Source organism: Lysinibacillus sp. NPDC056185 (genome assembly GCF_047737915.1).
In the GTDB taxonomy this organism is placed as follows: domain Bacteria; phylum Bacillota; class Bacilli; order Bacillales_A; family Planococcaceae; genus Lysinibacillus.
In genome coordinates, this window is sequence record NZ_JBLLLQ010000002.1 from 74,314 (window position 1) to 87,358 (window position 13,045).

9 protein-coding genes and 1 pseudogene are annotated in these 13,045 nt (G+C 34.8%); 6 read left to right on the top strand and 4 right to left on the bottom strand.

Annotation, left to right across the window (positions count from 1 at the left end):
- Positions 1–849 precede the first annotated feature (849 nt).
- The 3 genes from ACMZ42_RS02820 (at position 850) to ACMZ42_RS02830 (ending at position 4,092) form a co-directional block, all read left to right on the top strand.
- Positions 850–1,287 (top strand): hypothetical protein, encoded by a 438-nt coding sequence (locus ACMZ42_RS02820; RefSeq protein ID WP_415730478.1) that lies wholly within the window; start codon positions 850–852, stop codon positions 1,285–1,287.
- A gap of 195 nt (positions 1,288–1,482) precedes the next feature.
- A complete protein-coding gene (locus ACMZ42_RS02825; RefSeq protein WP_415730479.1) occupies positions 1,483–1,875 on the top strand; it encodes a BlaI/MecI/CopY family transcriptional regulator in 393 nt (130 codons plus the stop codon).
- 9 nt (positions 1,876–1,884) lie between these two features.
- Positions 1,885–4,092: a M56 family metallopeptidase gene (locus ACMZ42_RS02830; protein WP_415730480.1), complete on the top strand. Its 2,208-nt coding sequence runs from the start codon at positions 1,885–1,887 to the stop codon at positions 4,090–4,092.
- A gap of 228 nt (positions 4,093–4,320) precedes the next feature.
- On the opposite strand, the gene gmtX is transcribed toward ACMZ42_RS02830, so the two are convergent.
- From gmtX to msrA, 4 genes are all read right to left on the bottom strand, one after another.
- Complete coding sequence (gene gmtX / locus ACMZ42_RS02835; RefSeq protein ID WP_415730481.1) at positions 4,321–4,965, bottom strand: gamma-mobile-trio protein GmtX; 645 nt, start codon at positions 4,963–4,965, stop codon at positions 4,321–4,323.
- Positions 4,966–5,012: 47 nt separating this feature from the next.
- Positions 5,013–7,730: a VPA1269 family protein gene (locus tag ACMZ42_RS02840; protein WP_415730482.1), complete on the bottom strand. Its 2,718-nt coding sequence runs from the start codon at positions 7,728–7,730 to the stop codon at positions 5,013–5,015.
- Positions 7,731–9,218, bottom strand: a complete 1,488-nt coding sequence (gmtY, locus tag ACMZ42_RS02845) for a gamma-mobile-trio recombinase GmtY (protein WP_415730483.1) — start codon at positions 9,216–9,218, stop codon at positions 7,731–7,733. It abuts the gene before it with no gap.
- A gap of 257 nt (positions 9,219–9,475) precedes the next feature.
- On the bottom strand, positions 9,476–9,997 hold the full coding sequence (gene msrA, locus ACMZ42_RS02850; protein ID WP_370081435.1) for a peptide-methionine (S)-S-oxide reductase MsrA: 522 nt from the start codon (positions 9,995–9,997) through the stop codon (positions 9,476–9,478).
- A 176-nt stretch (positions 9,998–10,173) separates the two neighbouring features.
- Between msrA and ACMZ42_RS02855 the strand changes: the two genes are divergently transcribed.
- From ACMZ42_RS02855 to ACMZ42_RS02865, 3 genes and pseudogenes are all read left to right on the top strand, one after another.
- Positions 10,174–11,124 carry an LCP family protein gene (locus ACMZ42_RS02855; protein WP_415730484.1) on the top strand — a complete coding sequence of 317 codons (951 nt, stop codon included), beginning with the start codon at positions 10,174–10,176 and terminating at the stop codon, positions 11,122–11,124.
- 64 nt (positions 11,125–11,188) lie between these two features.
- Complete coding sequence (locus ACMZ42_RS02860) at positions 11,189–12,388, top strand: AI-2E family transporter (protein ID WP_415730485.1); 1,200 nt, start codon at positions 11,189–11,191, stop codon at positions 12,386–12,388.
- Positions 12,389–12,528: 140 nt separating this feature from the next.
- Positions 12,529–12,891, top strand: a pseudogene (locus ACMZ42_RS02865) (cupin domain-containing protein).
- Positions 12,892–13,045: the final 154 nt, after the last annotated feature.

A 13,045-nucleotide genomic window follows, 5' to 3' on the forward strand; every position in this document is an offset into this window, starting at 1 on the left:
CAGCTTTGATGGTCCTTCTGAGTTACCGGTCAGCCCCACTCATCGGGTTAACCCTCCTTGTCATTGGATTTGAAGTGAAATCTTTAATAGTATAGATCGTTCATTATTTTTTATACACATTATTTAAAGATTACCTTGAAGAATAACTAGCGAAGTGATTTTTTAACAAAGCTATAGTACCAAAACAAAAAAAGAACCCGGGATATTATTCCCGGGCTTGATCCTCACTTACTTATAGTGCTCCATGACACACTGCCTCGCTTCCGCATAGATCTTAATTTTTTAAGACAACTGTGCTTTAGCTTTTCAGCTTTGATGGTCCTTCTGAGTTACCGGTCAGCCCCACTCATCGGGTTAACCCTCCTTGTCATTGGATTTGAAGTGAAATCTTTAATAGTATAGACCGTTCATTATTTTATATACACGTTAATAAAAAAGTTTCAATTTCAATAAGATAAATTATAAAAGGATCATCTGATGCTTTTAATCAGATGTTTCAAAGTAGCCAATTTACGGGGCATTAATATAACAAGTAAATAAAAAGGTCGAATCCTTTTTAACATAATATATGGTAAAAAGTATAATAAAATAAAACCAGACCTTATATTTAGAGTATTTGAGTTTGATTATATATAATCAAACTTTATAATCAAACTTTATAATCAAACTTTTATTTGTATATAAAAATACATCCATTAAATCTTTATTGAGATAATGGATGTATTTTTTATTGTGGTCTTTTAATAAAGTTTGATAATTTTCTTATTCCGCAATCGGGCCAGATTGTTATAAAGGTTAGCATAAAAACCCCTTCTTTATGAATAATAACTATTCGAGGGGTGATGAATCATGAATTATTTAAGAGTTATTATTTACATGTGTTTTTTAGGAATATTGATACACGCTCAAATATCATTTGCTGAAACAGATGAGGAAGTACCCTTTTTAATTAACAATGGTAAATGTCCGAACTCGCAAAGTTTGGGACATGTCAGTTCAGATAAAGGTCTTATAAATGCATTGAATACAATTATTCCTGAGGTTTATAAAGAAGATAATTATAAAGGTTGGAAAATAGAAACCATAGCACATCTTTCAAAAGCACCGCATCCGGAAGCTTATTATGCAATGGCGAAATATTATTGTGGGGAGGAAATAGCTAACAATTCTTGGTTTGTGGAAGTACTGTTTCCACAGTATTTACCGGCATATGATGCATCACACAGACAAATTTTTGTGACCAAAAACAAACAAGGGCAATGGTTTGCTTGGTTTAGATTTCATTAACCTTTCCACAAACGGGCGCCATTCTTGTATTCGAGAAGGTGCCCTTGTTGAATTGACCAGTTCAAGTTTTTGAACACCACCTAGATATTTTTATTAAAGTTTAGAAAAGATATATGGTTGACACTATAGGATTACAAATGTAATATTTAATCATAGATTAAATTCGTAATATTGAAGGAGGTGTAATTCTATAAGATGAGGGAATTACCTAAAATATCTGAGGCTGAATTGGAAGTTATGAAAGTCTTGTGGGTGGAATCACCTCAAACAGCGAATGAAATCATTGTAAGGCTGGAGTCAACAACGGACTGGAAACCAAAAACCATTCGAACACTTATTAACAGATTAGTCCAAAAGGAAGCAGTTTCTTATCATCAGGAAAAAGGACGTTTGTATACATATTATCCTTTGGTGTCGCAGGAAAGTTATTTGCAAGTAGAAACAAAGTCTTTGCTGAAACGATTCTATGGCGCAGCCTTTAAACCTTTACTTGTAAACTTTTTGAAGGAAGAAAAGTTATCTTCAGAAGACATTAATGAACTCAAACGTATTCTCGATGAGAAGGTTGAAGAGAATCGGAGGAAGTGATAAGGAAAAATGATTGATATTGTTTTCGACACCTACCTGCCTCACCTTTTTGACTGGGTGATAGAAACGTCTATTATGGCAAGCATATTAGTGGGAGTCATCTTATGTGTCAAGGTATTACTGAGAAACCGGTTAACTCCAGGATGGCACTATCTACTATGGATGATTTTAATAGTGAGACTTATACTTCCCTGGTCACCAGGAAGTTCCTTTAGTGTTTATTCGATTCTATTAAATGGTTATGAATCAATTACTTCTGAACAAAGCCAATCCATTAGCTCCTCAGAAAAAGAGCAGCTGCATGAAGCAAACAATTTGTCTAATCTAAAGGTCGTTACAGATGACGAACGCTTTGTTACTCCTACCTCACCAACGATAGTGGATAGCAAGAAAGAGACAATGAATAGTAATGGCAAACAAGAGGAAGAGCCACTTTCCATTCAAAGCATTGCCTTATACATTTGGTTAACAGGTGTAATTCTATTAGGTTTCACAACTTATCTTGCGAATAGACGATTACAGCACTATATAAAACAACAACCTGTTATAACAGATGAAAAGATTATCAACATTGTTGAAAACTGTAAGAAATCAATGTCTATTCAGCAGAATGTCCCTTTGCTTTTAGCTGGAAAAATCCCAAGTCCAACAGTGCTTGGATTCCTTCAACCAAGAATATTACTCTCAAGTGATCAAATCAATCTTCTCAATGAACAGCAACTACGACATATTTTTCATCATGAATTAGCTCACATAAAACGAAGAGACGTCGGTATTAATTGGCTTATGTATTTATTACTAATCTTAAATTGGTTTAACCCGATTATTTGGGTTGCTTATGTTTGTATGCGAGAGGATCAGGAACTTGCATGTGATGCGTACGCTCTCAGCTTTATGGAGGAAGAGGAAAAGGTACCATATGGATATACCATTATCAGTCTTTTAGAACACTATAGGAATTATTATTCGGTGCCTAGTTTAGCCAATTTAAGTAAAAATAAAAGAATATTAAAGAGGAGAATCCTTATGATTAAAAAATTCAAAAAGAAATCGTATCGCTGGTCAGCACTTGGTATCTTGGCGGTGGTTGCTGTTGCATCAGTTTCTTTACTGAATGCAAATGCAGATGGGTCAAGTGAAAAGCAAATAAAAGCGAACACAGATGAGAAAGCAAAAATAGAAACAAAAACGGAGACAACTGTATATACACCGCCAAAACAAAAAGAAAATTATGATGAAATGACTGAAGAAGAGATTCTAACTAAAATGATTAACACGGTAGATTATTTTGAAACCGCAAGAGGTGAATATAAAATTCATTACGATTTTAGTCCTGGTTATGAGGTAGTTAAATATGCTATTAGTTTAAAAGAGGAACCAGGAGGATATGGTAAAATAACATTTAATACAGGTGAAATTTCTTCTTCTCAAGAATTTTATAAAGATGGAACAGTGTGGTTCCTTAATGATTCAGCAAAAACCTATATAGAATCACAAGTAATGGGAATGGAAAAGAACTTAAAAAAAGGAACTACACTAACATTAGAACAAGCATTTTCAACTGCCCCTGATGGAAATCCCTCAAGCATTTATAGAGAAAGATCCCCATTTAACTTGGCAAATGCAACCTTATTTCCTTATGAGATTGCCTCTAACTATACAAGAGATTTAAGTAAATGGGAAATAGAGAATCAAAATGAAGAATTACTCGGTCATAACACGCTTGTAATAAAAGGGAATATAAACCATAGTGACTCCAGGTCATTCCGATTTTGGGTGGATAAAGATACAGGAATATTAGTGAAATATGAAACTTATGATGCTAAAGGAGAGCTCGTTGATTATCTGCATCCTACAAGCCTTGAAGTGAATGTTCCAATTGATACAAAGAGATTTACGCCGAATTTGGATGACTATAAAAAAGAAGAACTGAAGAATGGCCCAAAAATGATTACAGGAAATATCGATGAATACATTCCTAAAGAATTAAAGGAACAATGGGAGGAAGCTAAGAAGAAGCCAAACGAAACAACTATTTTACATCAAAATGATACATGGTATATCCATGCGAAAAAGGGATACTTAGTTGATAAAATAGAAGTCAATGGTGAGGAAGGGACATTACTATTGGCTAAAGCTTCACCTCAAAAATCTCAATTTACTTTCCAAGCCTTAGCACAGGGATATAAAATAGATAGTCTTAAAATTGCTGAATAATTATTGGCATACGATACAAAACAATTCATTTTTTTTAAATACTGCAATCGGGCGCGATTATGAAGTAACGCTGTAGAAAATGATCAAACTTTTTTATAATAAGCAAACTAAAAAATGCTAAAGAAGCATCCGTTTTGACTAATCTTTTTTCAAAATGGATGCTTCTTATTAATCTTAGTGTAAGGAATTACGAGGTGTTTTTGTTCAAACTTTATTTTAAAGTTACATTTATTTTTCATTAAGAATTTTTTGTATGGCCGTTATATATCCTGCCTTATATACTTGAATGCCGTTTTCTTTTACTCTGCCATAATTATCGGTAGTCCATCCTTGGTGGTTCATAAATTCGTTTGATATAGCATCTCTCAGTGCATCTATTTCGGTATCTGTCAGATTATAAGATGGCTCGACTATAACGACATCCTTATTTTTGCTTAGATCGTTTATAGGACGCATATCAATCGTAAAGGTTGTTTGTTCTTTAAGCAGAGAGTTTTCTCTTTTGAGCTTTTTATTCTCTGCCATAAGCATACCAACCAATGCCTTTGTTGTTGGTTCGGAGATACTTGCTAAGATATCATCGTTTACGCTTGTTCTCTTTTCTTTTTTAGGCTTTTTAGTGGTAGTTTTATAGTATTCAGCCCACTGGCTTATCAAAACTCTGTAATCCTCGGCATTTTTGTTTCTAAGAGCCTGTTCACTTGGTCCGCCATCATCTGCTATCAGTCTGGCTATAGTACCAATGGAAAAATCTTTTATGTCAGACTCTGCCTGTTTTTTACATGCGTTATGTATGAGTTCTAATGTTTTCTTTTTCCTTGTAGAAGCGTTCTCATAAAACTTTGAGAACAGTTCATCTGGATTTATTTCCATCATATTTCCTCCTATACATAAATTATTCTTAATCATTAGTAGAACTATTATATTGGTAATAAATTCCTGTTTAAAGTCACAGATTTAAGTTCATCAACAAACTCATTCTCAAACCCGATTTCTTCAAGTTTCTTCCGCCCGATTGCATAAGGAATAGCATCTTTTAAACTACCTGCACGATTAATCAAAAGCCTCATAAATTGATTTCCTGCAATGAGCTGTTCTTCTTCTGTTAATGAGAACATAACGGGCATTTTATTGTTATTTTTTAATGTTAAATCTATGATTTGAGATCTTTGCAAAACTACCTTGCTTGCATCTGTTTCAGGAAACAGTTCCGCCCCATTACAGATGATTTGAAGCTGTTCAAGTTCATTTTCAACGTTATTAATAGAAATCCCAACATCCGATATAGAACCGACGGTAACAAGCTGAAATCCATTCTCAGATGATTTTTCTTTGATTAACTTCATACACTTATCAATAAGACGAAGAGTGGCATTATAATCGTTTGCTAGCTTATCGTTCTTCTGTATCTCCTGTGCATAGAATTGCTCATATTTAAGCAATTCTTGATGTTTTGTAAATAGGGTTCCATTAAGTTCACATTCATATTTTTCATTTTCTAAAAGTTCTATATCACGCTGATGTTTATTCACTCGTTTTCCTGTTTCGCTCATATTGTAGCCTATGGTATTAAAATGATGCACTAAGCCAGGAAGAAAAGCAGGACTAGTTACGAACCATCTACATCTGACACAGTTTTGCTCTGGAAAACCCGGAACAACACCATAAGTGACTTTATCCGTATCATCGTTAACATATGTACCACCTGAATCACATCCAAAACAGCCTTTAGGACAAATTCCTTTATCACTTATAATAAAACTTGCACCTGATTTTTGAGCGTTGATTACTGCCTGATATGCTATTGGATCATTAGCAGCTACACTTGTTTCTAACTGTTTATACTTTGCATCTCTAATAAATCTATCAACTGCTTGTTTATCATTTTCAAGAATGCTCTTTTCAGCCTGATTCATTGTATCTGTAACGTATGAAATACCTGCTTTTGTATAGTAAAGCGTCATAATGAGTCTTGCATGACCTGCAATAGCCTTTGAAAGAATAGGCATTGGAACGCCACCTTCAAGAGCATAGGCAGTTATAAGTGATACTCTGAGCGAATGCAGGGGATAATAAGTGGTTGGTTCACGGTCTGGACGCACAAATTTTAATGTTCTTTCTTCTTCTAATAATCTATTTTCTTTAAGTTGAAACTCAAGCTGTTTAAGTGTCTTATACCAAAAATATTCCAATCCGTGTGCTGCTATTGGTAAGTGTTCCTGTCCAATTGAAGTAGGATCTCTGAAAAGAAATGTGTTTTCCCCCATTTGTTTTAAAATCCTCACATCTTTTATATGTCCTATGTGATTTCTTGTCATTTCTGCCCATTTTGCAGGTTGAGAAATAGAATTGTACTTCATCTGCCAATCCCTAAGCTTTGCAAGCCAGTATTGTGCTTCTTCGTACTGCCAAGGAATGTCATAACCTTTATCGGATTCCTCTTTGTTGATGTCTGCTGTTTTATTCGTGTTGATAAAAAATCCTGACATTTCAAGCTGCGTTGTTTTGTCTTTGAATTTACGAAGAACACCTCTTTCGAAAGGATTTTTTTCTGTACCCTGACTTAAATGTGAATCATTCTTGATCCACTCTCCAGCCACATTTCGAATAGACTGCACATACTTATAAGTATCCATTTCTCCACTGTCAAGCATACGCACCTGATAAGTTCTTAAAGGTAGAAGGAGCTTTGTCAAAAGCGACACAGTAGTCCCCGGAAACCACATCTCATATACTTCTTCAGAAAGTCCCTTTTTTCTCTGTTCATACTTGGAAGTTTTTCTGAATTTGTAAACACAGTCTGGGTCATTTTTATCAATAACAGACTCATCAACAATGAACCAATCACCGCCTGTATTTGAATCACCTACACTTTGTGCAAATTTCAAGTCTTTAAAACAGGTTGCATTTGGAGGGCAGAGTATATTACGAAGGTCTTTTATGTACCTATAAGGCAGAACATTCTTATCAGATTCATTACGTTGCGATGATTTTACATAGTCTGGTAAGTATTTTGTTAGAGGATTTTTAAATTCTGCTGGAATAAGTTTGTTTCCTAAATCATCTTCAACTGAAAACTTTTCCTCAATAATCCAGTCAACAAATTCAACAATCTTTTTTGCTTCTGCTAAAGCGTAGGATCGTGATTTTCTTTCTGCAAAAATAATCTCGTAAAAATCTGGGGTGTCATATTCTTTTGAAATGAACTCCTGTACAGACCTAGTGATGTTATAGGGAATAACATATTTTTTAAAGAAGCTGCTTGATAGAGCTGAAAGTGTTACGGATTTGCTTCTTACAACTGTTTTTATCCATTCCGTGGCATATTCATTCCATTGCTGTAAATTAGAATCATATTCTAAAAGCCATTCGAAATCTTCACTAGTAGACGTTCCTTGTTGCCTTAATTCAATTTCTCTTTTTATAGCTTTTTCCTTTAACTGTTCAAGCATCAGATTTTCTTTTGGCGATAATGTATTATCACCAAAAGCTCCGTTTTTAATGAAATCTCGGAGCCATATAATAACAGTAGAATTTTTAACACCATATTCTCGCTGAATATCCTTTGCTGATTTACCGTTGCAAAGTTCTTCAATCATTTTATACTTAAAATCATTCTCATAGCTTATTCTTCCCATTTATTTTCTCCTATATCTGTATCTGTTCTGCTGTTTAGTTTCTTCATTCATCCATTCATCAATTTCAGTCTGCATTGGAAGTACACAACCATTATCCAAAGAAGCAGTGGCATTATTTAGTGAAGTTGTAACATCTGCAACTGTTGGCTCTGTGTATACTTTCTGAGAATCTATAGATTTATGGTGCATAGCAATTTGTATGATGCGTTCAGGTATTTTGGCATTTTTAAGTCTTTGACCATATGCGTGTCTATGTCCGTGTGGAGTAGTTCCATCTTTTTTTCCGACTGTCAAATCAATCTTTTCAACTGCTTTTTCGTGAGACTCCCTCTGAGTCCTAAGTGGCATCATTTCTCCTAGTGTTTTAGGAGAATGCGAGACAAAGGCAAATGGGTGAGTATCCTTAATGCCATCTCTTAACCTTTTTGCCATATACATTTTCCATACATACATAAAAATGTATCCCCATTCCTTTGAAAACCAGTAAATCTGCATATATTTATCTTTATCATTATCAAGCCTTGGCTCTTTCCACCCTGCAAATCGTTTGTCCTGACCAGAATACATGTTGCGTGGGAGTAAACCATATTTTAATAGCAGATAGCTTTCTCTGTCTGTAATATATTTACCAGTAGTAGGATTCTTGAAATCCTGTGGAGGTCTTCCTTCGCTTGGATGATAGATTCGTACCACAGCAAGATTAGAGTCTTCAGGATCAGGGAAGACGTCCTGTACCCATAGATGAAATACTTCACTATGTCTAAGTCCACCGCCGTGCATCAGGATAGTAATGGCAATATCACGCCAGTTATAACGGTCAACAAGGTCTAATTCATAGTTCTTTCTTGTATTCTTAAACCCTTCCCATAGGAGTTTATGTATTTTATTCTCGGGGAAGGCTTTTGTATCTCCTTTTGATGAGTATGGTTTTCTTCTTCTAACAGCATTACGAGCTAATTTTGCAGTTTCAGCGATTTTATGAACATCATTTAAATGCCCTAGAAATGAGTTCTGACTTTTGTTTATCTGTGCCATCCAGTTAAGTCGTTCTTCATATCTTGTGGCTTTTCTCCAAGGGTTTAATTGAGCAGCTCCATATTCTTCATATAACCAATCTGATAACCCATTTAAAGCAGATAAAAGCAAATTCGCTGTTTCTACCCTTTTAGGTAACCAATAAAGTCCCGAAGGGTCTATGCCTTCTTCATTTATTGTTCCTGAATAAACAGACTCCGTAAATGTATCAAAGAATTCTTTTGGAGAAGAATAATATTTCTGATTAGCTTCCATATAATCAAGCAATAGTCCAACAGCTTGTACTAACTTCTTATGCCAAGTTCTGCTTTTACTACGATTCTTTATTTGATATCTGTGTAATTGTTCAAAAAGCATTGTCTCTCCATTATACTCAACTAGAAGAGTAGGAAAGTCTATGCTCCTTCCTGTATTATCCCTATATGTTTTAGAAGATACCTGAACATATCTCATATATATCCTCCTATATCAATAGTTTGATTATAACATTACATATAATACCATATATATCTAAATATAACTGCAATAAAAAAGGTACTACATCATTAAAATGTAATACCTTTTAATAGTTTGATTATAAATATTTCACCCTAGATAACACGTACGGGAATTCGACTTTTTTAGGTTGAAACCTATATCTTATTATGAAAAGAACATTTCGAGAACAGATATATTCTGAGTAGGCTATCGAAATAAATGATTATATTTAGCTATTTCTCCCAATTCTCAGCGATAAACTGATCTCGACCAGAAAGCGCTCGGTCCTTCTGATAGTGCCCCGACTCTTTTTTATAAAAGTCCTGATGATAATCTTCTGCAGGGTAGAAGTACTTGGCATCGCGAATTGTGGTTACAATAGGTTTATCAAAGCGACCACTTTTTGCTAGCTTTTCCTTGGAAGCTTCTGCAATGCGCTTTTGTTCCTCTGAATAGGTAAAGATTGCTGTCGTATATGATTCACCACGGTCATGGAATTGACCATAAGCATCTGTTGGATCAATTTGCATCCAGTAAATATCAAGGAGCTGTTCATAACTAAAAACGCTAGGGTCGAATTCAATTTCGACTACTTCTAAATGGCCAGAAGTTCCTTTTTTGACATCCTCATAAGTAGGGTTGTCTAAATGGCCACCCATGTAGCCCGAAGTGACCTTATGTATACCATCCCATTCAACAAATGGCTTTACCATACACCAAAAACAACCGCCAGCAAACGTAGCTTTCTCGATCATATTCATCATCCTTTCTTTTGTGAAAATATTATAGCATTATTTTGTTCATTACTGGCAAAAAGGGTGTAAAATAACCTATAAATAGTTGTTGATAGGATTCGAAACATCATATAAAATGAACCTTTCTTTATATGGAATCGTTACATTAACTATAAAAAATAGAGGAGTTAACAGTTATGGAAGAGCAAGATTATTCAAGACGCTCACAACGTCCAAAAAAACGTCACTTGCGTAAAGGGAGAGCATTGTTCACATTGTTATTACTTTGTGTCATTGTGATTGCAGGTTATGCCGTTATGCAATATCGGAGTGGCCTAAAATTGGCAAGTGAAACAAAGGTAGCCCAAGAGGATTTCACCGGGGATCCAGTAAAAGGCGATGTTGAAAACTATTTATTATTAGGGATCGATACTCGTGGTGAAGAAAAATCACGTACAGATACAATGATGGTATTATCTTGGAATAAGAAAACAAATGATGTTAAGCTCGTGTCATTAATGCGAGATATTTATGCAGATATTCCAGGTTATAAATCCTATAAGCTTAATACTGCTTACTATTTAGGCGGTGTTCAATTATTAAAGGATACGATTGGTAATATGTTTGGACTGCCGATTAATCATTATGCAATTATCGATTTTAAAAATTTTGAATCACTTGTAGATATTATTGCGCCAAATGGCGTTGAAATCGATGTAGACAAAGATATGTCTGAAAAAATTGGCGTTTCATTAAAACAAGGTGTGCATAACTTAAACGGTAAAGAATTACTTGGCTTTGCCCGTTTCCGTCACGATGAAAAAGGGGATTTTGGTCGAGTGGAACGTCAGCAAAAAGTTATCGAAGCCTTAAAGAATGAAATTTTATCGCCTCAAAATATGTTGAACTTACCAAAATTCGTTGGTGCAGCGCAAGGTTATATTACATCGGACTATTCATCAGCAGGGGAGATTCAACAAGTACTGAAAATGGTGTCGAAAGGTAAAGTCAAATTAGAAAAAGCAACTATTCCAGTTGAAGGTAGTTATAGTTTCAAAAGCTTTAGTGGTGTCGGTGATTCAATTGTAATTGACGTAGAAAAAAACAAAGAATTTTTACGTGATTTTTTAGGCATTTCCCTAGAGTGATTTTTCGCAAAATCCAACATATTCCTGTACTATATGAATATAGGATTTGTATTGGGGTGAGTAGATGGAAAAAGAAAGACCAAAAGAGCGTTCGAACTTCTTTTCAACGAAGTTTATTCGCTTTTTAGGTGGTAAAAACTTATTTTTTACACTGATTATTTTATTATTAGTAGCATGTGTTATTTTTATGTTCCAAAAGGTTTCCTTTATATTTACCCCGCTAAAAGTTTTATTTGAGGTAGTTATTCTACCAGGGGTACTTGCCATTATTGGGTATTATTTATTACGCCCAATAGTAGGGCTATTCGAAAGATGGCGTATCCCAAGAGTTTGGGGTATCTTTCTTCTATATATCATTCTAATTGGTATAATTACGTTATTAGTAGTACTTGTCTATCCGTTTTTACGAGACCAGTTTACTAATTTAGCGCAGGAATTCCCAGGATATTTTATGGCGTTTACACAAAATATTGCTGATTATCTGAATAATGCACGTATCAACGAGTACCTAGATAAAATTAATTTAAACTATGACGCAATGGTGAAAAATTTTACTACGGATATGGTGGAGACGGTAAAAGATACGGCTGCGAATTTAGCACAAGGCGTGGCTTCTGGTATTACTGGCTTCGTTTCAGCCTTAACAGGAATTGTTCTATCATTAGTAACGGTGCCATTTATTTTATTTTACTTACTTAAGGATGGCGAAAAACTACCAAGCTTTATTTTAAAAATGTGCCCGCCACGTATGCGTAAAGAAGTACACGAAATTTTCCATGACATGGACAAGCAAATTAGTTCCTATATCCAAGGACAAATTTTAGTGTCAATGTGCATAGGTTCCATGGTGACTATTGGCTTTTTGATTATCGGTATGAAATATGCCTTATTGCTTGGATTCCTTGCTATGATCACGAGTGTGGTTCCATACTTAGGACCAGTTATCGCCATTACACCAGCGGTCATTATCGCTCTTGTAACATCGCCATTCATGCTTATTAAGCTAGCCATTGTTTGGACGGTCGTGCAGCTCATTGAAGGGAAATTCATTTCTCCACAAATTATGGGTAAATCACTTAGTATCCATCCAATTACAATTATTTTCGTGTTATTAACGGCTGGTTCTTTATTTGGCGTTCCAGGTGTCATTTTAGGGATTCCGGGCTATGCCATTATTAAAGTGCTTGTAACACATTTATTCAAGCTATTTAAACAGCGTTATAATCGTTACGAGGATGAGAGCCATCAAAAATATGATGTGTAAGAAGAAATAGCTACTGCGAAAGTGCAGTAGCTGTTTTTTTATTAAATTGATCCTTGCATTAACGATAAGAATCTTCCACTTAAGAGTTGTCAATATGTTAACCTTATATTAGGGTCGCAAAGAGGATGAGGGAATAGAGAATGAATTCTATACCGATTAATTTACAAGAGAAATTAGCTAAATTCCAAGATCACTGGTCTCCAAAGGTTATTGAAATGAATGATTATCAATTTAAGTTAGTCAAAGTACAAGGGGATTTTGTTTGGCATAAACATGAAGATACAGATGAAGTCTTTATCGTCATTGAAGGGAATTAGATCATTGAATTTCGTGATGGAAAAGTTACTTTGAAGGAAGGGGAAATGTTTGTTGTTCCACGAAATGTCGAGCATAAACCTTACGCTGTATCCGAATGTAAAATTATGCTTGTAGAGCCTAAAGGTGTTGTGAATACTGGACAAGAACAAACGGAGCAAACAGCAGAAAATGATGTTTGGATTTAACTTTTCATTATGAAAAATTAATATACGCAACAGAACTCTTCCAACCATTAAAGTTAGAAGAGTTTATGTTGTTTATATAATTTTTTGTGGTGTAGCTTGCACTTGTGCTATACGATCAACATCATCTAATCAAATATACTCTAAGAATTACTTA

Bases quoted from the DNA above. Each gene is read 5' to 3' on its own strand.
- gmtX (WP_415730481.1), bottom strand. From the start codon at position 4,965: ATGGAAATAAATCCAGATGAACTGTTCTCAAAGTTTTATGAGAACGCT.
- ACMZ42_RS02825 (WP_415730479.1), top strand. From the start codon at position 1,483: ATGAGGGAATTACCTAAAATATCTGAGGCTGAATTGGAAGTTATGAAA.
- ACMZ42_RS02820 (WP_415730478.1), top strand. From the start codon at position 850: ATGAATTATTTAAGAGTTATTATTTACATGTGTTTTTTAGGAATATTG.
- ACMZ42_RS02830 (WP_415730480.1), top strand. From the start codon at position 1,885: ATGATTGATATTGTTTTCGACACCTACCTGCCTCACCTTTTTGACTGG.
- msrA (WP_370081435.1), bottom strand. From the start codon at position 9,997: ATGATCGAGAAAGCTACGTTTGCTGGCGGTTGTTTTTGGTGTATGGTA.
- ACMZ42_RS02860 (WP_415730485.1), top strand. From the start codon at position 11,189: ATGGAAAAAGAAAGACCAAAAGAGCGTTCGAACTTCTTTTCAACGAAG.
- ACMZ42_RS02840 (WP_415730482.1), bottom strand. From the start codon at position 7,730: ATGGGAAGAATAAGCTATGAGAATGATTTTAAGTATAAAATGATTGAA.
- gmtY (WP_415730483.1), bottom strand. From the start codon at position 9,218: ATGAGATATGTTCAGGTATCTTCTAAAACATATAGGGATAATACAGGA.
- ACMZ42_RS02855 (WP_415730484.1), top strand. From the start codon at position 10,174: ATGGAAGAGCAAGATTATTCAAGACGCTCACAACGTCCAAAAAAACGT.